The 23,139-nt window shown below is 62.2% G+C and carries 20 protein-coding genes; 6 read left to right on the forward strand and 14 right to left on the reverse strand.

Translation table 11 applies throughout. The annotated features are described in order from the left end of the window. Window positions 1-20: 20 nt before the first annotated feature. The 9 genes from epsE to GYH35_RS17545 form a co-directional block, all read right to left on the reverse strand. Window positions 21-833: a polysaccharide export protein EpsE gene (gene epsE / locus GYH35_RS17505; protein WP_202624383.1), complete on the reverse strand. Its 813-nt coding sequence runs from the start codon at window positions 831-833 to the stop codon at window positions 21-23. Further along, window positions 823-2,256 (reverse strand): undecaprenyl-phosphate glucose phosphotransferase, encoded by a 1,434-nt coding sequence (locus tag GYH35_RS17510; protein ID WP_161811194.1) that lies wholly within the window; start codon window positions 2,254-2,256, stop codon window positions 823-825. Before GYH35_RS17510 ends, epsE begins: the two co-directional genes overlap by 11 nt. A 37-nt stretch (window positions 2,257-2,293) precedes the next feature. Then, window positions 2,294-2,644: a hypothetical protein gene (locus GYH35_RS17515; RefSeq protein ID WP_161811195.1), complete on the reverse strand. Its 351-nt coding sequence runs from the start codon at window positions 2,642-2,644 to the stop codon at window positions 2,294-2,296. A gap of 508 nt (window positions 2,645-3,152) precedes the next feature. Beyond that, window positions 3,153-3,908: a 2,3-diphosphoglycerate-dependent phosphoglycerate mutase gene (gpmA, locus tag GYH35_RS17520; protein ID WP_161811196.1), complete on the reverse strand. Its 756-nt coding sequence runs from the start codon at window positions 3,906-3,908 to the stop codon at window positions 3,153-3,155. A gap of 174 nt (window positions 3,909-4,082) precedes the next feature. Continuing rightward, complete coding sequence (locus GYH35_RS17525; RefSeq protein WP_161829084.1) at window positions 4,083-8,915, reverse strand: NAD-glutamate dehydrogenase; 4,833 nt, start codon at window positions 8,913-8,915, stop codon at window positions 4,083-4,085. A gap of 177 nt (window positions 8,916-9,092) precedes the next feature. Then, window positions 9,093-10,274, reverse strand: a complete 1,182-nt coding sequence (locus GYH35_RS17530; RefSeq protein ID WP_161829085.1) for a dihydrolipoamide acetyltransferase family protein — start codon at window positions 10,272-10,274, stop codon at window positions 9,093-9,095. Window positions 10,275-10,284: 10 nt separating this feature from the next. Continuing rightward, window positions 10,285-11,262, reverse strand: coding sequence for an alpha-ketoacid dehydrogenase subunit beta (locus tag GYH35_RS17535; RefSeq protein WP_161811199.1), 978 nt, complete (start codon window positions 11,260-11,262; stop codon window positions 10,285-10,287). Between the two features lie 9 nt (window positions 11,263-11,271). After that, window positions 11,272-12,357, reverse strand: coding sequence for a pyruvate dehydrogenase (acetyl-transferring) E1 component subunit alpha (pdhA, locus tag GYH35_RS17540; RefSeq protein ID WP_161829086.1), 1,086 nt, complete (start codon window positions 12,355-12,357; stop codon window positions 11,272-11,274). 66 nt (window positions 12,358-12,423) lie between these two features. Further along, window positions 12,424-12,921, reverse strand: coding sequence for a MarR family winged helix-turn-helix transcriptional regulator (locus GYH35_RS17545; protein ID WP_161829087.1), 498 nt, complete (start codon window positions 12,919-12,921; stop codon window positions 12,424-12,426). Between the two features lie 80 nt (window positions 12,922-13,001). On the opposite strand from GYH35_RS17545, the gene hppD reads away from it, so the two are divergent. Genes hppD through GYH35_RS17560 form a run of 3 tightly spaced genes read left to right on the forward strand, consistent with a single transcriptional unit; the run spans window position 13,002 to window position 16,236 of the window. Continuing rightward, window positions 13,002-14,063: a 4-hydroxyphenylpyruvate dioxygenase gene (gene hppD / locus GYH35_RS17550; RefSeq protein WP_202624385.1), complete on the forward strand. Its 1,062-nt coding sequence runs from the start codon at window positions 13,002-13,004 to the stop codon at window positions 14,061-14,063. A gap of 13 nt (window positions 14,064-14,076) precedes the next feature. Then, window positions 14,077-15,204, forward strand: a complete 1,128-nt coding sequence (locus GYH35_RS17555) for a homogentisate 1,2-dioxygenase (protein WP_161811203.1) — start codon at window positions 14,077-14,079, stop codon at window positions 15,202-15,204. A gap of 48 nt (window positions 15,205-15,252) precedes the next feature. Then, entirely contained in the window at window positions 15,253-16,236 is a 984-nt protein-coding gene (locus tag GYH35_RS17560; RefSeq protein WP_161829088.1) for a fumarylacetoacetate hydrolase family protein, read from the forward strand. Here GYH35_RS17560 and mtgA read toward each other — a convergent pair. After that, window positions 16,233-16,949, reverse strand: coding sequence for a monofunctional biosynthetic peptidoglycan transglycosylase (gene mtgA / locus GYH35_RS17565; RefSeq protein WP_161829089.1), 717 nt, complete (start codon window positions 16,947-16,949; stop codon window positions 16,233-16,235). The genes GYH35_RS17560 and mtgA overlap by 4 nt on opposite strands. Before the next feature lie 190 nt (window positions 16,950-17,139). Between mtgA and GYH35_RS17570 the strand changes: the two genes are divergently transcribed. Beyond that, window positions 17,140-17,910: an outer membrane beta-barrel protein gene (locus GYH35_RS17570; RefSeq protein ID WP_161829090.1), complete on the forward strand. Its 771-nt coding sequence runs from the start codon at window positions 17,140-17,142 to the stop codon at window positions 17,908-17,910. 59 nt (window positions 17,911-17,969) lie between these two features. Here the strand turns inward: GYH35_RS17570 and GYH35_RS17575 are convergent, their stop codons facing one another. Continuing rightward, window positions 17,970-18,467: a peptidylprolyl isomerase gene (locus GYH35_RS17575; RefSeq protein ID WP_161811207.1), complete on the reverse strand. Its 498-nt coding sequence runs from the start codon at window positions 18,465-18,467 to the stop codon at window positions 17,970-17,972. A gap of 5 nt (window positions 18,468-18,472) precedes the next feature. Then, on the reverse strand, window positions 18,473-19,369 hold the full coding sequence (prmC, locus tag GYH35_RS17580; RefSeq protein ID WP_161829091.1) for a peptide chain release factor N(5)-glutamine methyltransferase: 897 nt from the start codon (window positions 19,367-19,369) through the stop codon (window positions 18,473-18,475). A 47-nt stretch (window positions 19,370-19,416) separates the two neighbouring features. Between prmC and GYH35_RS17585 the strand changes: the two genes are divergently transcribed. After that, window positions 19,417-20,781 (forward strand): pyridoxal-phosphate dependent enzyme, encoded by a 1,365-nt coding sequence (locus tag GYH35_RS17585; RefSeq protein WP_161811209.1) that lies wholly within the window; start codon window positions 19,417-19,419, stop codon window positions 20,779-20,781. A gap of 105 nt (window positions 20,782-20,886) precedes the next feature. Next, on the forward strand, window positions 20,887-22,050 hold the full coding sequence (locus GYH35_RS17590) for a trans-sulfuration enzyme family protein (protein ID WP_161829092.1): 1,164 nt from the start codon (window positions 20,887-20,889) through the stop codon (window positions 22,048-22,050). Here GYH35_RS17590 and GYH35_RS17595 read toward each other — a convergent pair. Both GYH35_RS17595 and GYH35_RS17600 read right to left on the reverse strand, forming a co-directional pair. Continuing rightward, window positions 22,047-22,247, reverse strand: a complete 201-nt coding sequence (locus tag GYH35_RS17595) for an Arc family DNA-binding protein (RefSeq protein ID WP_161811211.1) — start codon at window positions 22,245-22,247, stop codon at window positions 22,047-22,049. The genes GYH35_RS17590 and GYH35_RS17595 overlap by 4 nt on opposite strands. Before the next feature lie 8 nt (window positions 22,248-22,255). Next, window positions 22,256-23,119, reverse strand: coding sequence for an SPFH domain-containing protein (locus GYH35_RS17600; protein WP_161811212.1), 864 nt, complete (start codon window positions 23,117-23,119; stop codon window positions 22,256-22,258). Between the last annotated feature and the right edge of the window lie 20 nt (window positions 23,120-23,139).

The following is a 23,139-nucleotide window of genomic DNA, read 5'->3' on the forward strand; positions in this document are numbered from 1 at the left end:
GTTACTTCGCGAGCGTCCATTCAGAACAAACCTTCCTTGACCATCAACACGTCGTCGGCTTGCAGCAGGTCGGAGCCCTTCGCCGAGTAGTGTTCTTCCTTACCTTCCTTGTCCTTGCGCTTGATCACCACGCGCCGCTCCGAGCCGCGCGTCGTCAGACCGCCGCCTTTCGAGATCGCGCGTGACACCGTCATGCCGCGCTCGAGCTTGTACATGCCGGGCTTCTGCACCTCGCCATACACATAGAACTGCGGCGCGCGCGGCACATATAAAGTGTCGCCGCCGGCCACCTCCTGGTTCTGGGACGGGTCGCCCGCGAACAACTTGGTCAGGTCGATCGGCACCTTGCTGCCGTCCTTGCGCATCAGCGAAACAACGTCGGCCGCTTCCTCGCTGATGGGGCCGCCGGCCGCGGCGAGCACGTCCAGCACGCGGCTGCTCGACTGCAGCGAATATTGGCCGGGCTTCGTGACATGACCCATCACCGACACCTTCTGGCTGCGGTACTCCAGCACCAGCACCGACACCTGCGGCTGTTTCAAATAGCCGCCTTCGACGAATGCGCTGACCAGCTGCGCTTCGACCTGCGCCGGCGATTTGCCGGACACCTGCACCTGCCCGATCAGCGGATAGGTGATGTTGCCGGACTCGCTCACCCGCACCTCGCCGGACAACTCCGGCGAGCCGAAGACGTTGACTCGCAACATATCGCCCGGTCCCAGGCGATAGTCCGCATCGGCCGCGAAGCTCGACCTGCCCAGCATCGAGCAGATCATCAGCAGCACCAGGCTCAACGTTGAGACAGTTCGGCGCGCCATCGGACTAATAAGCATGTCTGTCGTTCCAAACCACCATTGCTGTTTTGAGGATGATCATCAGGTCGAGCGTGAGCGACCAATGCTGGAGATATTCCAGGTCGTGTTCGATGCGCGAGCGCATCGAGCCGATGTCATCGCCGCCGCGGAAGCCGTTGACCTGCGCCCAACCGGTGATGCCTGGCTTCACCTTGTGGCGAAGCATGTAGCCGGGGATCAGCCGCCGGTACTGTTCGTTGACGGCCACCGCATGCGGCCGCGGGCCAACGATGCTCATGGTTCCTTCCAGGACATTCAGCAGCTGAGGCAGTTCGTCCAGCGACGTGGCGCGGATGAACGATCCAACCGGCGTGACGCGCGAGTCGTTGCGCGTGACCTGCGTATAACTCTTATTGCCATCTTCCGTGACAGTCATCGAGCGGAACTTGTAGACCACGATCTCCTTGCCGTCCAAGCCATAGCGCTTCTGACGGAAGATGACGGGGCCCGGCGACGTCAGGCGAATCGCCGCGGCGACCGCCAGCATCACGGGTGACAACAGCGCGATGGCGAAGGCCGAGATCGCGATGTCGCTGACACGCTTGGCGATGCCGCGTCCGCCGTAGAACGGCGATTCGCAGACCGCCACCACCGGCACGCCGTTCACCAGGTCGAAGCGGGGCTGCACCAGGTCGCACATGGTCAGGTCTGGTACGAAATACACAGAGGCGGTCGAATCTTTCAAAGATTGCAACAGCTCCGTGATGCGCGGGTGCCGCGTCATCGGCAGCGTGATGTAGACCACGTCGATCGAGTTGCGAGCGATGTAGTCACGCATCCAGCCGAGCTTGCCCAGCACGCGACGCGCACACTCTTCGGGCATGCGCCCGGAATCGCGGTCGTCGAAGAAGCCGAGCACTTCCATGTTCAGCCAGGGCGACTCCTCGAGCTTGCCCGCGAGCTTCGCGCCGAGCCGGTTGGCGCCGGCGATCACGACCTTGCGAGGCGCGCCGCTGTTGCTGGCTCGAACGAACAAATGCGGCGCGTACAGCCGGCCGACCCACAGCACCAACGGCGTGGAGATGGCCCAGCTGACCAGCACTTCCCAGCGCAGCTGCCTGGCAATGCCCGCGATCTCCAGCAGCGCCCAGATGAATGCGATCACCAGGCACCAGCGGAAGATGATGTCGAGCAGCGACGCGATCGCCATCGAGCGATGGCGCGGCGGCGCCATCGGCAAGGCATCGAGCACATCGGCCGCGCCGAAGAAGGCCAGTACTGCCATCAGGAAGTACGGCCCCTGCAGCAGGCTCTCGCGCCACACCAGCATGCACAGGCCCAAGGTGAGCACCGGCATCACTGGATAAAGCAGCGATTTCAGGACGAACAACGATGTCGGCTCGGACGCGCTGACACCGGTCGAACGATCGTAAGACCTTAAGGGCTGACGTTGATTGATCATCGCACCTCCCGCATGTGCGGAAGCAGTGTTCGGCGAATCAAAGATCGCTGAAGCGCTGCGGACGCAGGAAACGATGCTTACGGCGCAGCTGATGACCGATCAGCAACACCGCGACCAGGGCCATGAGCCAGCCGCGCGAGTCGTCTGTGCCTGCGGCAGAGGTATTGGAAATTGTGCGTGCATCCTTGCCGCTCAAGTTGCTGGCCAGATCGCCGGTGAGTCCGGCGCGGTCGAGGCGCACCTGCGCCTGGCTGGCGACCATTTGAGTGCTGGCCGCCGCAGGGCCGGCGATAGAGCCACTCACGTTGCTGTGGATTGCCGGGTTCGCACTCACAGCCCAACTAACGCTCAGGGCCACGAGAGCCCCTGCGAGTCTGATCAGACGCATGCATCACTCCTCATCAATGACGCACACGCGGACAGGCACAGTTGCATATCGTTGTGTGCGTTTGCGCCCCCGTCCCCACGGCTCGCAAAAAACATCTTGCAAGACTCATCAGCTGTCTTGCCCCATCGTCACTTGCTTTTACAAAGCAAGTTTTATTCCAGTGTAATTTTTGCCGTCGCTGATCGGCGAAACATCACAACGCGCACCGAAATGCATCAAACAAAGCCTGTGCAGGCTAATTAGACGAATCTCGAGTGCTGCGCAAGTACAACATCCAAACACGACGAGCAGATGACATGCGTCACACCGAAACAGTTCCGATGCAGCTGTGCATCAATATGGAACGTTGATTTCCAGTGTTAAATCGTCACCGTCTTGCGACGGCGCCGACTGAAGCAACGGCGATACAAACATCTGTTGCTTCGCTCGCACGAGTCAAAAGCTGCCCGCTGCGCTGTTCGCGAATGGCGACAGCGCAGTCTGAAATCAAAAATCCGGACTCGAATCGTTAACCGCTTTTCTTTTCGGTCTGTCGCGCGACGGCTTCAGCTGCGGCTTTGATGGCCTCGGGATCGCCCAGGAAGCGACGCGAGGTCGGCTTGAGCGCCTGATCCAACTGGTAGTGAATGGGCACCCCGGTTGGAATGTTGAACTCGACGATGTCCGAATCGGACATGCCATCGAGCATCTTCACGAGGGCACGCAAACTATTGCCGTGTGCGACTACTAATACATTTCGTCCGGCAATTAACTCCGGAGCGAGGCGGTTGTTCCAGTAAGGCAGCACTCGATCGAGCGTGGTCTTCAAAGATTCGGTGGTCGGCAGCTCCGCGGGCTGCAAAGAGCCATAGCGCAGGTCGAAGCGCGGATGGCGTTCATCGTCCAGCGTCAGCGCCGGCGGCGGAATGTCGTAGCTACGGCGCCAGATCTTCACCTGGTCGGCGCCGTACTTTTCGACGGTCTCGGATTTGTTCAGGCCCTGCAGGGCGCCGTAGTGGCGCTCGTTCAGGCGCCAGCTGCGCTCCACCGGCAGCCACATGCGGTCCATTTCATCGAGCGCGATCCACATCGTGCGGATGGCGCGCTTGAGCACCGACGTGAACACCTGCTGGAATTCGAAGCCTTCTTCCCTGAGCAGCTTGCCGGCGGCGCGCGCTTCGTTGCGGCCTTGCTCGGTCAGGTCCACGTCCACCCAGCCGGTGAACAGGTTTTCCAGATTCCAGGTGCTTTGTCCGTGACGCAGGAGTACGAGTTGGCCGGCCATAACTAAAGTGAGGCTGAACGAGGGCCGACTTTATAGCAGACATCGCCCCCAAGCCGCAGGTGTCGCCGCGTCCATTCATTTTGTCCCGGCAAGCAGCAATCATCTGTCGCCAGGTACCGTCACTTTCGGCAGAAACAGGGTTCGGGAGCGCCTGAGGCGCTCCCGACAGGCCCCTTATTCCGTCATTCGGCGCACAGCCTGCAGGGCGACCGACAGCGTTGCGAAATCCATCGCCGGCAGCGCGCGCATGTCGCTCACCGTCTGTCGCAGATAATCGACAGCGGCCCGATGGCGATTGCTCCAGCCTTCGAGCAGCTCGGCCGGCGAGGCTTTGCCGTCCTTGATGGAGCGCTTCGACTCTCCGATGACTTGCAGGCACAGCGCCCGCTGCAGGTTGTAAACATTGTCACGCAAGGTCGTGCGCGCCACTGCCTGCCAGTGGCCTTCCACGCCGAGCACTTCCACCTGCTCGCGAATCCAGTCCAGCGACAGCGCCGTGCCGACACCGAAATAAAGCGCGGCGACTCGATCGAGCGACAGATCGCTCGCTTCGGAGATCTCGATCAGATCCGGGCCGGAGCGCAGCGCCATCAGGCTGGCCATGCGCCGGGCGAGTTTGTCCGGCACGTTCGCGCCGACGTAGCGGCTGTGACGACTGTTGTAGACCGACAGGTCATCGCCGCTGAGCGCCTTCGGCAGCAGGCCGTCGAGATCCTTCATACCCTTGCGGAAGCGCGACACCTGACGCTCGATATCGAGCTGGCCGCTGAGCCGATGAATCAGCCAGTAGGTGCAGAAGCGCAGCAGGCGAGTGGTCTCGAACATCATCTCGTACTGAACGGCCGCCGCGATCTTGGTATCGAGCGCTTCGATGTCGGCCCACGTGTCGCGCATCGCGACGAACTCGCGAGCGATGGCATAGGCGCGGGCGACGGTGCCGGCGTTGGCGCCGGTGTCTTCCTGAACCCGGCGAGCGAATGTCGGGCCCATGCGATTGACGATGCTGTTGGTGGTCGCCGTGGCAATGATCTCCCGGCGCAGACGGTGCTCCGGTAGATACTTATTGAAACGTTTCTGCATCAGTGCAGGGAAGTAACGTTCCAGCTCGTGGCCCAGGTACGAATCCTCGGGCACATCCGAATCGATGAGCTTCGAATACAACGCCATCTTGGCGTAGGCCAGCAGAATGGCGAGCTCGGGCCGCGTCAGGCCCTTGCCGGCCTGGTGCCGCTCGGTGATTTCCTCGCTCGCCGGCAGGAACTCGAGCCCGCGATCCAACAGCCCCGACACTTCGAGGCGACGGATCGAATGCGCGTGTTCGAGCAGATCCTTGCTCGCGCGGGCCTCCAGCATCGACAGCGCCTGGCTCTGCAGATAGTTGTCACGCAGCACCAGGGCGGCGACCTCATCGGTCATATCGACCAGCAGCTCGTTGCGTTTCTCGAGCGTCAGGCCGGCGCGCTTCGGCAGGTTGTTGAGCAGGATCTTGATGTTGACTTCGTGGTCCGAGCAATCGACGCCGCCGGAGTTGTCGACGAAGTCGGTGTTGAGGCGGCCACCGGCGAGCGCGTACTCGACACGGCCGCGTTGTGACATGCCGAGGTTGCCGCCTTCGCCGACGACCTTGCAGCGCAGATCGCGACCGTTGACGCGCAAGGCGTCGTTGGCGCGGTCGCCGACCTCGATGTGAGATTCGTCTGTAGCTTTTACATACGTGCCGATGCCGCCGTTCCACAGCAGATCGACCGGCATGCACAGAATCGCGCGAATCAGCTCGATCGGAGTGAACGTGTCGCGCTTGATGCCGAGCATCGCCTGCACTTGGGGCGACACTTTGATCGACTTGACGTTACGCGCGTAGACGCCGCCGCCCTTGGAGATCAACTTGCGGTTGTAGTCCTCCCAGGTGGAGCGCGGCAGGTTGAACAGGCGCTGTCTCTCTTTATAAGAAGAGGCCGCATCCGGTTCCGGGTCCAGGAAGATGTGCTGATGGTTGAAGGCCGCCAGCAGGCGGGTGTGCGGCGACTGGAGCATGCCATTGCCGAACACGTCGCCGGCCATGTCGCCGATGCCGATGGCGGTGAAGTCCTGCGACTGGGTGTCGATGCCCATCTCGCGGAAGTGACGCTTCACGCACTCCCAGCCGCCGCGCGCGGTGATGCCCATCTTCTTATGGTCGTAGCCGGCCGAGCCGCCCGAGGCGAACGCGTCGCCCAGCCAGAAGTTGTAGTCGGCGGCCAGGCGGTTGGCGATATCGGAGAAGGTCGCCGTGCCTTTGTCGGCCGCGACCACCAGGTAGGGATCGTCGCCATCGCGACGGACCACCTGCGCCGGCGGCAGGATCTTGCCTTCGACGATGTTGTCGGTGATGTCGAGCAACGCCGAGATGAAGGTGCGATAGCACTCGACGCCTTCTCTCTGCACGTCTTCGCGGCTCGCGCCGGCCGGCATGCGCTTGGGAACGAAGCCGCCTTTCGCGCCGACCGGGACGATCAGCGTGTTCTTCACGTTCTGCGCCTTCATCAGGCCCAGCACTTCGGTGCGGAAGTCTTCGCGACGGTCCGACCAGCGAATGCCGCCGCGGGCGACCTGACCCATGCGCAGGTGGACGCCTTCGACGCGCGGCGAGTAAACGAAGATCTCGAACGCCGGTCGCGGCTGTGGCACTTCAGGAATGCTGCGCGAGTCGAGCTTGAACGAGACCCACTGCTTGGGCGCGCCGTTCGTGTCCATCTGGAAGTAATTCGTGCGCAGCGTTGCCTGAATGGCATGCGCGAAGCGGCGGAGGATGCGGTCCTCGTCGAGGCTGCGCACGGAGTCGAGCAGATCGGACAGCTCCTGTTTCAAGCGATCCACTTCGCCGCTGCGCCTGGCCGGCTTCACCGCCGGATCGAACTGCGCTTCGAACAGCTGCGACAAAGTGGTCGCGATCTTGGCGTTCGACGTCAGCACTTGCTCCATGTACGCCTGGCTGAAGCTCGCGCCGGTTTGAATTGCGTAACGACAGTACGCACGCAGCACACTGGACTGACGCCAGGTGAGATCGGTGACGACGATGAGCTGATTGAAGCCGTCGTTCTCGGCGCGGCCGGTCCACACGGCCGAGAAGGTGTCGGTGAAGCGTTGGCCCAAGGTCGCGGGGTTGATCGTACCGCCGTCGCGACGTTGCATCTCGAAGTCCTGCAGCCAGATCGGCCGACCGCTGGACACAGCGATGCGATACGGGCGCTCGCTGACAATCACGAAACCCATGTTCTCGAGAATGGGCAGCGCTTGTGACAAGACGATCGGCGCCGCGGCTCGGAACAGCCGCAGGTGAACCGTTTTGCCTTCGCCGCTCGCGAGACGCATGGCGATCTTGTCGGTGTCGGCGACGACTTCGTTGAGCTGACCGATGTCGTCGAGCGCGACTTCCGCAGTCGTGTCTTCCTGGTACGCAGCGGGGAAGGCGTCGCGATATTTTTCGGCGATCAGACGGCCGTCGAGCTCGCCGTGCTTGTCGATCGATGCGTCGCGGAGTTTGTCGTTCCAGGTGAGCACCGTCTCGGCGATCAGTTGCTCCAGCTCTTCCGCATCCATGCGCGGGCCGCCATCGGCCGGCAGGCGAATGATCATGTGCACGCGAGCGAGCGCGGACTGAGAAATCTGGACCTGCGATTCGATCGCAGTGGCTTTGAGCTTCTCGTTGATGACCGCTTCCATCTTCTCGCGCACCTGCGTGTTGTAGCGGTCACGCGGCACGAAGATCAGTGCGGAATAGAAACGACCGAATGTATCCCGGCGCAGGAACACACGCACACGTTGGCGCTCGTACAGATTGACGATGCCGCGGACGTTGCGGATCAAGTCGGTGATGCTGGCCTGGAAGAGCTCGTCGCGCGGATACGTTTCCAATACGTGCACGACTGCTTTGCCGTCGTGACTCGCCGGGTCGAGGCCGAAGTGCCCGACTACGCGCTCGATCTTGTGACGGAGCATCGGAATCTCACGCGGGCTGCGGTTGTAGACAGCGGACGTGAACAGACCGAGAAAACGTTTCTCTCCGGTGACGCGGCCTTGCGAGTCGACGGTCTTCACGCCGACATAGTCGAGATAGGTTGCGCGATGAACGGTGGAAACGGAGTTCGCCTTGGTGATCTGCATCAGCTCGGGTTGCCGAGCGTGCTCGCGCAGCTCGCCGGTGAGCACGGTCGGCTCGGCCCGATAACCTTTGCGGGCGCGCAGAATGCCTAGGCCGGTTTCCGGCATGGGCACGAGCAGGTCTTCGCTGCGGCCTCGTTTCAATTCGTACTGGCGATAGCCGAGGAACGTGAAATGATTCGCGGCCATCCAGTCGAGCAGCGCTTTGGCTTCGCGCGCTTCGCTGGGCTGCACGCCGGGATTGTCACGCTCGATCTCGTTGGCCAACTCGCTCGCGCGCTGGCGCATCTCGCTCCAATCGCCGACGGCAAGGCGCACGTCCTCGAGGGTGCGTAACAACTTTTGCTCGATCTCTTGCAGCCGCTCGGGCGCGCCGATGCGGTCGATCTCGATGTGCTGCCACGACTCGTGCGTGAACTTCTTCCCGTTGCCGACCTCGCCCAACTCCTCGAGCTTGCCAGCGCGATCGCGGCGGATCGGCAGCACCGGGTGGACCATCATATGAATAGTGAGGCCCGCCTGCGTCAGCACCATGCCGAGCGAGTCGACCAGGAACGGCATGTCCTCGGTGGTGACCTCCACGATGGTGTGCGTAGTGCTCCAGCCATCGCGCGCTTCATCCGTATTGAATACACGCACCAGCGGACGGCTCGGCTTGCGCACGCTCGCGCTGCGAAGATGCGCCAGCGCCAGCGCCGCCAATGTGTCCGGGCGGTATTCAGCGAGATCTTCTTCGCCAACGCCGCGGTAGTACTGGCGGACGAACTCCTGAACATCCAGCGGATCGCCGCGTCGCTTCAACGCGCGGGCGGACTGCGCAATGCGCTCGATCAGTTTTTGACGTGCAGCGGGAATAGTCGTTGTCATGATGCCAACGTTGTTGGTTTGAAGGGGGCAGAGTGAGCCCCTGAAGCTCACCCATGTTCAATCAGTAAGGGGCGCAAGTCTTGAACGATGAACTATGACGGTGCATAGGGTAATAGACCGCCGTGGCGCCGGCTGCACCAAAAAGGAATAACGACGAGCGCTGGAGCTTCTCGCCAGTTAGTTCGGCGACTGCAGATCGTTTATGACAGCGGCGAGGAAACGCAGGGCTTCGCCACCGGTGACGCAGCGGTGGTCGAACGTCAATGACAGCGGCAGACGAACGTGTATCTCCGGGGCTTTTGCGCCGGCAACGACGTCTCTTTGCAGTTTGCCCGCTGCCAGGATTGCCACCGTCGGCGGGACCACCAGCGGAGTTGCATACCGTCCGGCGACCGTACCGAAGTTAGAAAGTGTGAACGTGTAATCACGCATTTCTTCCGGCGTGATGGTACGGGCGCGCGTCCGCTGCTTGATATCGTCCAGTTGAGCACGCAATTGCGGCGCCGATTGCGAAGTGACATCGCGCAGAACCGGGACGATCAGGCCGTCGTTTGTATCCACTGCAATCGCCAGATGCACCTGCTCCATCAATTTGCGCGACGGGCCGGCGGGATCGAACCATGCGTTAAGTGCCGGCTCCGCCTTGATGCCGGCGGCGATTGCTCGGACAAGTCGGATGCTGATGTCGCCGCGGTTCTGCCAGGCGTCGATGTCGGCGTCATCGAAGATTGTGCACATCGCGATCTCATCGCGAGACAGCGACATGCTTTGCGCCATCGCCTTTCGCGGACCGCGCAGTTTGTCGGCATCGGTGAGGCCGGGGACGGCGGGAGCGCGCTGCTGCGATTTGCTCAGGTTCGCCCGAGCAAGCACGTCGTCGACGCTCACCAGGCCGTGGCGACCGGTTGCCGAGCATGCCGATAGTTCTACGCCCAATCGCTTGGCCAGCATGCGAACAGCGGGTGCCGCGCGGACGCGACCACGGTCTCTGTATGCACGACGGCCGCGACCGACGATAGCGTGATCGACGAGCTCTTCGTTACGGGTGGCCATGTGGCCGACGACCATGCCCTGATTGGCCTGCGCCGGCGCGCTGGTATCCGACGCTTTCGCGGCTTGCGACGGCAGATCGAAATCGACGAGCGGCCGGCCGGTCTGAACCGTGTCGCCGGCTTTTGCATGCAATCGAACGATGTTGCCCGAATACGGGCTCGGCACATCGACAACGGCTTTGGCCGTTTCAACCGACAACAACGGTTGATCGACTTCGACGCGCTGGCCCTCCTTGACATGCCACGAGACGATTTCCGCTTCGGGCAGGCCTTCGCCGAGGTCCGGGAGGTTGAAGGTCACGCTCATAGTCTTCTTCCTAACCGGCCAGCGTCGCTTTCGCCGCATCGACGATGCGGGTCACGCTGGGAATGTAGTCGTTCTCGAGTCGATACAGCGGCACGACGGTGTCGAAACCGGTGACGCGTTGAATCGGCGCCAGCAAATCATAAAGCCCGTGCTCGGCGACGATCGCGGCGATCTCAGCGCCGACACCGCAGTTGCGCGCGGCTTCGTGAACGATGACGAGGCGGCCGGTCTTCGCAACGGAATCGAGGATGGTCTCTGAATCGATCGGACTCACCGTGGCCAGGTCGATCACCTCCGCGCTGATGCCTTGCGCCGCGAGTTGCTCGGCCGCCTGCAGCACATCGGTCGTAATCGCGCCCCAGGTCACGATGGTCACGTCCTCGCCTTCGCGCAGGATGTAACAAACATCGAGCGGCGCGGCGACGCCGTCGTCCGGCACTTCCTGCTTCGCCAGTCGGTAGATGCGCGTCGGCTCGAGGAACAGCACCGGATCCGGGTCGCGTATCGACGCCAGCAACAAGCCATATGCGCGGGCCGGCGAAGAAGGGCAGACCACGCGAATGCCGGGCACGTGCGCGATCATCGACTCGACCGATTCGGAATGATGTTCCGGCGCATGAATGCCGCCACCATGCGGCGTCCTGATCACTACTGGGCACGACAAACGTCCGCGAGTGCGATGACGCAGCCGGCTCATGTGATTCACGATCTGATCGATCGCCGGATACAGGAACCCCATGAACTGGATCTCGGCGACCGGCCGCATGCCCTGCGCCGCCATGCCGACGCACATGCCGGCAATCATGTTCTCCGCCAGCGGCGTGTCTTGAACGCGATCGGCGCCAAATCGTTCGAACAAGCCCGACGTGGCGCGGAATACGCCACCGCTCTTGCCGACGTCTTCGCCGAGCACGACCACGCTCGGGTCGTGCGCCAACTCCCACGCCTGCGCCATCGCGATGGCTTCGACCATTGTGACTTTGGGCATGCGAGGACTTCAGTGAGAAGGCCGGCCGGTGCCGGCATAACGGCGCGCGAGCTCTTTCTGCGCTTCCACGTACGGCGGCGGATTGGCGTAAAGATGATCGAACATCGCGTCCGTGGCCTGGCGCGGCGTGCTCAGGTATTCCTGAACGGCTGCGTCGACCTCACGGGTGAACTCTGCCTTCATGGCCTGTTCGCGAGCTTCATCGAGCACGCCGCGAGACTCGAGCAGCTTGCGCAGCCGGATCATCGGCTCGACCTTCCAGGCTTCGGCGACTTCGGCTTCGTTGCGATAACGGCTCGCGTCGTCGGCCGTGGTGTGATCGCTCAAGCGATAGCTGATCGCTTCGACCACGGTCGGGCCGCCGCCATTGCGCGCCTTTTCCAGCGCTCGCGACATGCAATCGCGTACGGCGATCACGTCGTTGCCGTCGACCTGAACGCCCGGGATGCCGGCGGCGATGCCTTTCTGCGCCAGGGTTTCGGCCGCGGTCTGCTCTTCGATGGGCACGGAGATCGCCCACTTGTTGTTGACGACGACGAACACGATGGGCAGCTGGCGCGCGCCGGCCAGGTTCATCGCTTCGTAGAAAGTGCCTTCCGAAGTGCCGCCGTCGCCGATATACGCCACGGCGCAGCGAGGTTCTTTGCGGATCTTGAATGCCATGGCCGCGCCGGCGGCGTGCAGCGTCTGGGTCGCGATGGGCACGCACCAGGGGAAATCGTGGCGGGGCACGGCGAAGTCGTTGCCGCGTTCATCGCCGCCCCAGTAGAGCAGCACTTCGGTCATGCTGACACCGCGCCAGAACAGGGTGCCGATTTCGCGATAAACAATGGCCAGGCAGTCTTCGGGGCGCATCGCCGCGCCGACGCCGACATGCGCGGCCTCCTGGCCGAGGCAGGGCGCATAAGTGCCGAGCTTGCCGGTGCGTTGGAGATTGACGGCTTTGGCGTCGAACGTGCGAGCCCGCAGCATGGCCGCGAACATCTTCAGCAATTCTTCGTTGTCGGCGGCGAAAGCCGGCAACTCGTCGAGCGGACGACCCTGCGGGCTCAGCTGCCGCAGGTATTCGATCCGGAACTCCGCCACTGTTCTCACTCGTTGCCGCTCCTTCGATCGCGGAAGAGCGATCATGCAAGCGGCGCGGATTATAGCGAGTCCTTCCTAAACGTCGCGACTCGCTTGCATTGATTTGGCTTGCTCCATCAGCCGGGTCAGCAGGCGGTCGAGCGTGCGCTGGTCGCTTGGACTGAGTGCGCTCAGCAATTCGGCCTCATAGCGCAAGGCCATCGGCGCCACGCGCGTGTAGACGGCCTGTCCAGCGGCAGACAGGCGGAGGATGGAGCGACGGCGGTCGCCCTTGTCGAACGCGCGCAACACACGCTTCTCATCGAGCAAACCCTGGATCGCGCGGCTGACGGCGACTTTGTCCATGGCCGTGCGCTCGGCCACCTCGACCGCCGACAGGTCCGGGTAACGGGCCAGAACCGCCATCACGCGCCATTGCGGGATGGACAGGCCGAACTCCCGCTCGTAGGCGCCGGCAATCACCATGCTGACCGTGTTCGTCAGCACCGACAGCCGGTAGGGAATGAAACGATCGAGCTGTAGCGCGGGCCCTGCGGGCGGCAGGTCGGCAACTTTTTCTTTAGGTCCAGTCATGGCTTGCGCGCACTCCCCTTGACGGGCTCCGGGAATATAGTTTCAATTGTAACCATTGGTTTCGCGTTCAGGGGATGAGTATGAGCAGCGCCGCCCAGGACAGTCACAACCCGCTCGGCACCGACGGGTTCGAGTTCGTCGAATACACCGCCGAAGATCCCGAATTGTTGCGGACCTTGTTCGAGCGGCTCGGCTTCCCGGCGACTGCCCGACATCGCAGCAAGAATGTCACGTTGCATCGGCAGGGCGATATCAATTTCATCATCAACGCCGAGCCGGACAGCTTCGGCCAGCGTTTCGCGCGCGAGCACGGGCCGTCGGCCTGCGCGATGGCCTTCCGGGTGAAGGACGCGGCGTACGCGTTCAAGCGTTGTGTCGAGCTGGGCGCCAGGCCGGTCGAAACCCGCGTCGGCCCGATGGAGCTGAACATTCCCGCCATCGAAGGCATCGGCGGCAGCTTGATCTATCTGGTCGATCGTTACGGCGAGCACACGATCTATGACGTCGACTTCGTGCCGGTGACAGGCGCTGCGTTGAGCCGGACGGCGGGGCTGACTTACATCGATCATCTGACGCACAACGTGGCTCGCGGCAACATGGATAAGTGGGCGGGCTTCTACGAGAAGCTGTTCAACTTCCGCGAGATCCGTTACTTCGACATCGAAGGCAAGAAGACCGGCCTATTCAGCCGCGCCATGACCAGCCCGTGCGGCAAGATCCGCATTCCCATCAACGAGTCTCAGGACGACAAGTCGCAAATCGAGGAATACCTGCGCGAGTACAAGGGCGAAGGCATTCAGCATATCGCACTGGGCACCGCCGACATCCAGCGCACCGTCGATGTGTTGCGTGAGCAGGGCGTGGCGTTCCAGGACACGCCGGACACGTATTACGAAGGCGTCGACGCGCGCGTCACCGGTCATCGCGAAAATCTGGACGAGCTGCGCAAGCGTCGCATCCTGCTCGACGGCAATCCGGCCAAGGGCGAAGGCCTGCTGCTGCAAATCTTTACGCAGAACGTCATCGGGCCGATCTTCTTCGAGATCATCCAGCGCAAAGGCAACGACGGCTTCGGCGAAGGCAACTTCAAGGCGCTGTTCGAATCGATCGAATTGGATCAGATGCGTCGTGGTGTGATTTAACCCGAGGTGCGTCATGAAACGACCCATCATTCCATCGCGGGTCGAGGGCACGGCATCGCGGCAGGCGCATGCCGACCTGCCGCAGGGCACGTTCGAGCGCGAGATCAGTAAGGAAGGCTTCTTCGGCCCGGCCGCGTTCTTTCATCATCGTCATCCGCCGACCGGTTGGGTGGAGTTCGAAGGGCCGCTGCGGCCGCATGCTTTCGATCTCACCAAGATCGATCAGGATCAAACATCGCCGTGGCAGGCGGCGGAGATTCTGCGCAATGCGAATGTTCGGGTGCGCGTGTGGAATGCTGCCAAGTCGATGGATCACCTGGCGCGCAATGCCGATGGCGATGACCTGTTGTTCGTGCATCGGGGCGCCGGTGAGTTTCATTGTGACTACGGACACCTGACGCTCGCGGCGGGCGACTACGTCGTGATCCCCCGCGGCACGATGTGGCGCATCGAGACGAAAGAGCCGTTGTTCGCGTTGCTGATCGAGGCGACGAACTCCAGCTACGCGCTGCCGGATAAGGGGCTACTGGGCGCGCACGCCATCTTCGATCCGGCGATGCTGGATGTGCCGCAGATGGATGCGGCATTCGTCGCTCAGCAGCGCGACGATCGTCACTGGCAGGTGCGCGTCAAACGAAACAATGCGATTTCGAAAGTGACCTATCCGTTCAATCCGCTCGATGCGACCGGTTGGCACGGCGATCTTTCGGTCGTTCGCATCAATGTGAAGGACATTCGACCGGTGGCGAGCCATCGCTATCACTTGCCGCCGTCGGCGCATACCACGTTCGTCGGTAATCGCTTCGTGGTCTGCACGTTCGTGCCGCGGCCGTTCGAGACGGATCCGGGCGCGTTGAAGGTGCCGTTCTTCCATAACAACGACGACTACGACGAAGTGTTGTTCTATCACGCCGGCGATTTCTTCTCGCGCGACAACATCAAGCCGGGAATGATGACGCTGCATCCCTGCGGCTTCACGCACGGACCGCATCCGAAGGCGCTGAAGAACATGCTCGTGCAGTCCAAGCCGGCGACGGATGAGTACGCCGTTATGATCGATACGCGCGATGCGCTGGAGATCACGGAGTCGGCTGCGGGCGTCGAGTGGGCGGGCTACGTTGATAGTTGGAAACAGAAGTGATTGCCGGCCAATGAGCGCCGCTTCGCTGGAACCTCGGTGGTCTTTGAAATGAAGTTAGCTACGCTGAAAAGCGGCTCTCGCGATGGCCAGCTGGTCGTCGTCAGCCGCGATCTGAGCAGGGCGGTCGCGGTCCCGCAGATCGCTGCGACGTTACAGGCCGCGCTCGACGATTGGTCAAGCGTCGCGCCGAAGCTTGCCGACGTGGCTGCCGCGCTGGAGCGTGGCGAGGCCAAAGATTCGTTCGCCTTCGACCCGAAGCGGGCCATGGCGCCGCTGCCGCGCGCGTATCACTGGGTGGACGGCTCGGCTTACGTCAATCACGTCGAACTCGTGCGCAAGGCGCGCGGCGCGCAGATGCCGGAGAGTTTCTGGACCGACCCGCTCGTATATCAAGGCGGCTCAGACGATTTCCTCGGCGCACGCGATGACGCGCCAGTGCCGAGCGAAGAGTACGGCATCGACTTGGAAGGCGAGATCGCCGTGATCACCGACGACGTGCCGATGGGTACGAAGCGCGACAGTGCATTCGATCACATCAAGCTCGTGATGCTGGTGAACGATTGGTCGCTGCGTCACCTGATTCCGGGTGAGCTGGCGAAGGGCTTTGGCTTCTATCAATCGAAACCGGCGACCGCGTTCTCACCGGTGGCTGTCACGCCGGACGAATTGGGCGCGGCGTGGCGGGACGCGAAGGTGCATCGGCCGCTGGTCGTGCATGTGAACGACCAGCCTTTCGGTCAGCCGAACGCCGGCGTCGATATGACGTTCGATTTCGCCCGATTGATCGAGCACGTCACCCTCACTCGCAATGCCGAAGCGGGCACGGTGCTCGGCTCGGGGACGATTTCCAATTACGACCGTTCGCTAGGCTCGGCCTGCATCGCCGAGCGCCGCACGCTGGAACAGATCGAGCAGGGCAAGGCGGCGACGCCGTTCCTGAAGTTCGGCGACACGGTGCGCATCGAGATGTTCGATGAGCAGGGCCGCAGCATCTTCGGCGCGATCGATCAGAAGGTCGTGCGACTCGGCTAGCTTTTCTTCTTCGCCTGCTTGGGTGGCGGGGGCTCGATTTCCCGCAACAGGCCGACGCCGCCCAGGCCGCGCATCTGTCCCAGAATCCATTGTTGACGTGACAGCACATAGCGCGACGGCGCTCTGACTTTCATCCGTTTCGGACTCGGCAGCACTGCCGCCAGCAACGCCGCTTCGGGCGCGTTGAGCCGTGCGGCCGGCTTCTTGAAAAAGATTTCCGAGGCCGCGCCGACACCGAACACGCCGCTGCCGAACTCGGCGATGTTGACGTACACCTCGAGAATGCGCCGCTTCGGCCACAGCGTCTCGATCAGCACGGTGAAGTACGCTTCCAGTCCTTTCCGGATCCAGCTCTGCCCGGGCCAAAGAAACAAATTCTTCGCGACCTGCTGACTCAGTGTGCTGGCGCCGCGGACGCGACGGCCGCGTTCGCGATCTTCCAGGGCGTCATTGATGGAATCGAGATCGAAGCCGTGGTGCTCGGGAAACTTCTGGTCCTCGGACGCAATCACGGCCACTTTGATATGCGGCGAGATCTGATTCCCATCTACCCATCGGTACTGCACCGATCGCGGCTTGCCGGGCTCGCCCGCGGAGAGCTGCTCACGGATGATAAAAGCAGTCGTGGGCGGATCCATCCATCTGAGCAGAGCCACGGGGCCGATGCTCAAGAGAAGTAACAGGGTCAGCAGCCAGGCGAGCAAACGAAACATGCGAAGTAGCGGCGATGGATGGCGTTATTGCGGAACTAGAACCGGGCACAGGTCACGAAAGCGCTGCAAGCGCCGGGCAAGTGTGAGCCAGTTGCTGTTTGATTGCACATAAACATCTAGCATCGCCGCCCAAATTCCGGGATGGACTCTTCCCGTAAATGATGTCACGGACCTACGGAGAGCTTGAGACATGACTAATAAAGCGCGCCTGCTGACGGGCCTGGCGCTGGGCTGTGTGCTGTCGACCCCGGCGCTTGCCGAGGAGTATCGAGGGTTCTATTTCGGACTCTGGGGCGGTAGCGGCATGACCGATATGCCTTCGAGCGCCGAAATCGACGATGCCTTCGACACCGCCTGGGTGCAGAGCATCCTCGACAGCATCGCGAACGACTATAACAGCGATCCCGAGACCGTCGGCACACTGACCTTGACCGACGCCGGCCGCAGCCCTTCGACGCTCGATGACACCACCGATGTGTGGGGCGGAACGATCGGCTTCCGCTTCAATCGGTGGCTCGGCATGGAGGTCGGCTACGTGCATCTGGGCGAGGTGAAATACGACTTCAACGGGGTCGTCAACAGCACGTTCGACCCGGGTGCGATCAGCGAAGACTTCGATTACACCATGGGCTACCGTTTCACCAGCGCCGGCCCGACCGGCGCGCTCGTGGGATTCGTGCCGCTGGGTCGGCGTTTCGAACTGAGTGGCAAGGCCGGCATCTTCCTCGCCGATACGCGGGAGACGATCCGGCTGTATGACGTCGAGTTCGCGGAGAACTTTGCTCACGGCCGCTCCGACGCGAGTCAGACGGAACTGTTCGCCGGCATCGGCGCGACCTGGAGCGCGACCGAGCGCCTGGCCATCCGCGTGGAGTATCAGAAGTTCTTCGATGTGGGCGACGACTCGAAGACCTACGAGCAGGATATCGACGTGATCAACGTCGGCGTGTTGTTCAAATAACGCGCAGCACCGCTCGCTACGCAACGCCGGACTCGCGTCCGGCGTTGTCGTTTGGGAGATCAGGCCTTCGGTTCGATGCGGCGGACCGACTCGATCGTGACCGTTTCCACCGGCACATCCTGGTAGCCGCTGCGGCTGCCGGTCTTCACGGCGACGATGGCGTCGACCACTTCCATGCCCGAATCGACGCGGCCGAACACGGCATAGCCGTAGTTGCTCGGGCCCTTGTGATCCAGGAAATCGTTGTCGACGACGTTGATGAAGAACTGCGACGTCGCGCTGTTGATGTCGTTGGTGCGCGCCATGGACAGCGTGCCGCGCTTGTTCTTCAAGCCATTGGTGGCTTCGTTCTGAATCGGCTCGTGACCCTTCTTGTTCTTCAGGTCCTCGGTCAGGCCGCCGCCCTGGACCATGAAGTTCGGGATCACGCGATGGAAGATCGTGCCGTCGAAAAAGCCTTCGTCGGCGTAACGATAAAAGTTCTCCACCGTGATCGGCGCCTGCTTGTCGAACAGCTGGACGGTGAAGGTGCCTTTGGTGGTCTTGAATTCGAGCATGGGGATTATCCTCTAGGTGGCTCTGGCCACGGTCCTCGTTGGGTGCCGGGCCACTGGCCTTCGGTGACGCGTTCGTGGCCGGCCAGATCGGCGTGCGAGCGTACGTGAACGAAGCCTTGGCGCACAAGCCGCTGACGGACCCCCTCGGCCTGCTTCCAGCCGTGCTCCAGCACCAGCCAGCCGTCGGATTCCAGGTGTGTCGGCGCATCGCGGAGGATGGCGTCGATGGCTTCGAACCCGGTGCGGCCCGAGATCAGGGCCATGACGGGCTCGAACTTCCGGACGTCGGGTGCGAGGTCGGGATCGTCCTGCGCGATGTAGGGTGGATTGGACGCGATCGCATGGAATTTCTGCCCTGCCACCGGCGCGAACCAGCTGCCGTGTAATAGCGAGACGTTGGTCAGCTGCAGTCGGCCGATATTGCGGCTGGCCAGCTCCAGCGCATCCTTGGACGCGTCGATGGCGGTGACTTGCGCTTGCCGTCGTTCGGAGGCGACGGCGAGCGCGATGGCGCCGCTGCCGGTGCCCAGGTCCGCAACTCTGACCGGGTCTTCTTTATTTATATGAGCCAGCACCCGCTCGACCACCAGTTCGGTCTCCGGGCGCGGAATCAGCACCGCCGGACTCACTTCCAGCAGCAGCGACCAGAACTCCTGCTGCTGGCGGATGTATGCAACCGGTTCGCCTTGCGCGCGACGCTTGACCAGTTGCTGGAACGACCAGCCGGCATTGGCAGGCAGCTCGCGCTCTGGGTTGGCGCGGAAATTCGTCCGTGACAGCCCGGTTACATACTCCAGCAGCAGCTCGGCATCGAGGCGCGCGGAGGGCGAGGACCGCGACAGCAACATGGTTGCGGTATGCAGGGCATCGGATACGGTTTGCGAGGATTTGACGGCAGGCATGAATGACGTTGGACTAACACACTGAATCGAGCTTCACGGAGTCTTCCATGCACGTTTACCAGAACGCGATCGAGATGATTGGCCGCACTCCCATGTTGCGGCTGCATCGGCTCGATACCGGTCCTTGCGAGCTGTTCCTGAAGCTCGAGTACATGAACCCGGGCGGCTCCATCAAGGATCGCATCGGCCTGTCCATGATCGAGGAAGCCGAGCGCCGCGGCGATCTGAAGCCCGGCAGCGTCATCGTCGAGGCCACCGCCGGCAACACCGGCCTGGGCCTCGCGCTGGTCGCCGCGCAGAAGGGCTACCGGCTCATTTTGGTGTTACCGGACAAAATGAGCCAGGAAAAAATCTTCAACCTGCGCGCGCTCGGCGCCGAAGTGGTGTTGACGCGCTCGGATGTGGGCAAGGGGCACCCGGAGTATTACCAGGACCTGGGCGCGGCCATCGCCAAGCGCAATGGCGCTTACTTCATCAATCAGTTCGCCAATCCCGACAATCCCAAGGCGCACGAGCTCACCACCGCGCCGGAAATCTGGGAGCAGATGGAGCAGAAGGTGGACGCGGTGGTCATCGGCGTCGGCTCGAGCGGCACGATCGCCGGCCTCGCCGCGTTCTTCAAGAAGCACGCGCCTCATGTCGAGCTGGTGCTCGCCGATCCGGTCGGCTCGATTCTCGCGGAGTTCATCCAGACCGGCAAAATGACTCAGAAGACCGGCTGGCTGGTGGAAGGCATCGGTGAGGATTTCATTCCCGAGATCGCCGACTTCTCCATGACGAAGCGTGCTTACAGCATTTCCGATGCCGAGTCGTTCTCGGTCGCGCGCGAGTTGTTACAGAAGGAAGGCGTTCTGGCGGGATCGTCCACCGGCACTTTGCTCGCATCGGCCTTGCGCTATTGCCGTGAGCAGAAGACGCCGAAGCGCGTCGTGACTCTGGCGTGCGATACGGGCGCACGCTATCTGTCGAAGCTGTACAACGATTTCTGGATGGAGGATCAGGGTTTCATTCAGCGCGAGACGTATGGCGACTTGCGCGACCTGATCGGTCGCCCGCACGGTCAGCGAGCCACGATCACGGTCGGTCCGAACGATGTGCTCACGACCGCGCACAATCGTCTGCGCAACGCGGGCTTCTCGCAGTTGCCGGTGATGGATGGAGAACAACTGATCGGTGTCGTCACAGAAGATGACATCCTGCGCTTTGCCTTCGGCCATCCGGAGCGTTTCAACGAGCCGGTGCATAAGGCCATGACCAGCACGTTCCTGCGCGTCGACAAGACCCAGACGCTGAACAATCTGGTGGCGATGCTCGAGGTGCGCTCGTCGGCGGCCGTGATGGATGGAGAGAAGTTTCTCGGCCTCGTCACGCGCTCGGACGTGCTCAATTACCTGCGCCGCCAGGTCAAGTAAGACTCAAGCATGCGACGGCGTCCAAACAACCCCTCATCTTCGTTGGTCGGCGCGCAGCGCCGGCTAGCAGAAAAAACTTTTGCTACGTTATAAACGGTACTCACCATGACTGATTCCCGCTCATTGCGTTTCGGCACTCGCTGCATTCACGCCGGTCAGGCCCCCGACCCGAGCACGGGCGCGGTGATGCCACCGATCTACGCCACCTCGACTTACGCGCAGAGCAGTCCGGGCGTGCACAAGGGTTACGACTATTCGCGCACCTCGAATCCCACGCGCAGCGCGTGGGAGAAGTGCATCGCCGATCTCGAAGGCGGCGTGCGTGGCTTCGCGTTTGCGTCGGGCATGGCGGCGATGAGCACGCTCCTGGAATTGCTCGACGCCGGAAGTCACATCGTGGCGATGGAAGATCTCTACGGCGGCACGTTCCGTTTGTTCGAGCGCGTGCGCAAGCGTTCGGCGAATCTCGATATCACCTTCGCAAATCTGGCGGATCCAAAGGCATTGGAGGCCGCAGTCCGTCCGACCACCAGGATGATCTGGATCGAGACGCCGACCAATCCGACGCTGCGTCTGGTCGATATCGAGCAGGTCGCCGAGTTCGCGCGCAAGCGGAACATTCTCACGGTCGTCGACAATACGTTTGCCAGCCCGTGGGTGCAGCGGCCGATCGAGCTGGGCGCCGATATCACCATGCACTCGGCGACCAAATATTTGAACGGCCATTCCGATATGGTCGGCGGCGTCGCGGTGGCGTCCAACAACGAGCTGGCGGACAAGATCGGCTTCCTGCAGAACGCCGTCGGCGCGGTCAGCGGGCCGTTCGATAGCTTCCTGGCGTTGCGCGGCCTGAAAACATTGGCGCTGCGCATGCGCCAGTCGAGCGAGAGCTCGCTACGGATTGCCGGCTGGCTGGAGAAACATTCGCGCGTTTCGAAGGTGTTGTACCCGGGGCTCGCCAGCCATCCGCAACATCAACTGGCCCGGCGTCAGATGCAGAACGGCTTCAGCGGCATCGTGACGTTCTTCGTGAAGGGCGGGTTGGGCGAGGCCAAACATTTCCTCGAACGCTGCCGGATCTTCACGATCGCCGAGAGCCTGGGCGGCGTGGAAAGTCTGGTCGATCATCCGGGCCTGATGACGCATGCGTCGATTCCGCCGGAGAAGCGTCGCGAGCTCGGCATCGACGATTCGTTGATCCGCCTGTCGGTGGGTATCGAAGACGTCGAGGATCTGCTCGCGGACCTGGAGCAGGCGCTCGCCGATTAAGAGCCTTCCGTGTCCTCGCCGCCCTCGACCGGCGGTGGGGGCGCCGAGGAATTCATTCTTCCCGCCTTGCGAAGCGCGTCGCGCAGGACGTACTCGATCTGCGCGTTCACGCTGCGCAGCTCATCCTGCGCCCAGCGTTGAACGGCGTCGAGTACGTCGCTGCTGATACGCAGCGGATAAGCTTTTTTCTCCGCCAACTGCTTACTCAGCCGCTATACAAAGTGCCGGTGTTGACGACGGGTTGCGTGCCGCGCTCGCCGCACAATACCACCAGCAGATTCGACACCATCGCTGCCTTGCGCTCTTCGTCGAGGTGGACCACGTCCTTCCGCGCCAGCTGTTCGAGCGCCATGTGCACCATGGTGACCGCGCCTTCGACGATGCGAGTACGAGCGGCGATGATCGCGGCGGCCTGCTGACGTTGCAACATCGCCTGTGCGATTTCGGGCGCGTAGGCGAGATGGCTGACGCGCGCTTCGATCACGGTCAGCCCGGCCTGTGCCAGGCGATCCTGCACTTCGTTACGAAGATGGTCGTTGATCTCATGGGCGTGCGAGCGCAGCGCGATCTTGTGTTCTTCGTGCAGATCGTAGGGATAGGAAGTCGCCATCTGACGCAACGCCGCTTCACTCTGGACCTGCACGAAGTTCTCGTAATCGTCGACGTTGAACACGGCCTCGGCGGCATCGTGCACCTGCCAGACCACGACCGCGGCGATCTCGATGGGCGAGCCTTCCAGATCGTTCACCTTCAACTTGCTGGACTCGAAGTTGCGCACGCGCAGAGTGACGGTTTTCTTGGTGTAGAACGGATTGGCCCAACGCAGACCGCTGTTGCGTTCGGAGCCGACGTACTTGCCAAAGAACTGCATCACCGCGGCCTGGTTCGGCTGCACGATGAAAAAGCCCATCCCGCAAAAGCCGACCAGGGCGGCGGCCACGATCGGTGGCAGGGGCGATACCAAGGCTGCCACCGAATGCCATAGCCACCAGCCACTCAGCGCCAATAACACCAATAAGATCAATACCATGGGTACGCCGGGCAGGGTCATCACTTGTCGTTCTTTCATGGCTTTCTCCTGAGCTTCTG

It is taken from the genome of Steroidobacter agaridevorans (assembly GCF_009932555.1).
Classification (GTDB): domain Bacteria; phylum Pseudomonadota; class Gammaproteobacteria; order Steroidobacterales; family Steroidobacteraceae; genus Steroidobacter; species Steroidobacter agaridevorans.

Bases quoted from the DNA above. Each gene is read 5' to 3' on its own strand.
- epsE (WP_202624383.1), bottom strand. From the start codon at position 833: ATGCTTATTAGTCCGATGGCGCGCCGAACTGTCTCAACGTTGAGCCTG.
- GYH35_RS17510 (WP_161811194.1), bottom strand. From the start codon at position 2,256: ATGATCAATCAACGTCAGCCCTTAAGGTCTTACGATCGTTCGACCGGT.
- GYH35_RS17515 (WP_161811195.1), bottom strand. From the start codon at position 2,644: ATGCGTCTGATCAGACTCGCAGGGGCTCTCGTGGCCCTGAGCGTTAGT.
- gpmA (WP_161811196.1), bottom strand. From the start codon at position 3,908: ATGGCCGGCCAACTCGTACTCCTGCGTCACGGACAAAGCACCTGGAAT.
- GYH35_RS17525 (WP_161829084.1), bottom strand. From the start codon at position 8,915: ATGACAACGACTATTCCCGCTGCACGTCAAAAACTGATCGAGCGCATT.
- GYH35_RS17530 (WP_161829085.1), bottom strand. From the start codon at position 10,274: ATGAGCGTGACCTTCAACCTCCCGGACCTCGGCGAAGGCCTGCCCGAA.
- GYH35_RS17535 (WP_161811199.1), bottom strand. From the start codon at position 11,262: ATGCCCAAAGTCACAATGGTCGAAGCCATCGCGATGGCGCAGGCGTGG.
- GYH35_RS17545 (WP_161829087.1), bottom strand. From the start codon at position 12,921: ATGACTGGACCTAAAGAAAAAGTTGCCGACCTGCCGCCCGCAGGGCCC.
- hppD (WP_202624385.1), top strand. From the start codon at position 13,002: ATGAGCAGCGCCGCCCAGGACAGTCACAACCCGCTCGGCACCGACGGG.
- GYH35_RS17555 (WP_161811203.1), top strand. From the start codon at position 14,077: ATGAAACGACCCATCATTCCATCGCGGGTCGAGGGCACGGCATCGCGG.
- GYH35_RS17560 (WP_161829088.1), top strand. From the start codon at position 15,253: ATGAAGTTAGCTACGCTGAAAAGCGGCTCTCGCGATGGCCAGCTGGTC.
- mtgA (WP_161829089.1), bottom strand. From the start codon at position 16,949: ATGTTTCGTTTGCTCGCCTGGCTGCTGACCCTGTTACTTCTCTTGAGC.
- GYH35_RS17570 (WP_161829090.1), top strand. From the start codon at position 17,140: ATGACTAATAAAGCGCGCCTGCTGACGGGCCTGGCGCTGGGCTGTGTG.
- GYH35_RS17575 (WP_161811207.1), bottom strand. From the start codon at position 18,467: ATGCTCGAATTCAAGACCACCAAAGGCACCTTCACCGTCCAGCTGTTC.
- prmC (WP_161829091.1), bottom strand. From the start codon at position 19,369: ATGCCTGCCGTCAAATCCTCGCAAACCGTATCCGATGCCCTGCATACC.
- GYH35_RS17585 (WP_161811209.1), top strand. From the start codon at position 19,417: ATGCACGTTTACCAGAACGCGATCGAGATGATTGGCCGCACTCCCATG.
- GYH35_RS17590 (WP_161829092.1), top strand. From the start codon at position 20,887: ATGACTGATTCCCGCTCATTGCGTTTCGGCACTCGCTGCATTCACGCC.
- GYH35_RS17600 (WP_161811212.1), bottom strand. From the start codon at position 23,119: ATGAAAGAACGACAAGTGATGACCCTGCCCGGCGTACCCATGGTATTG.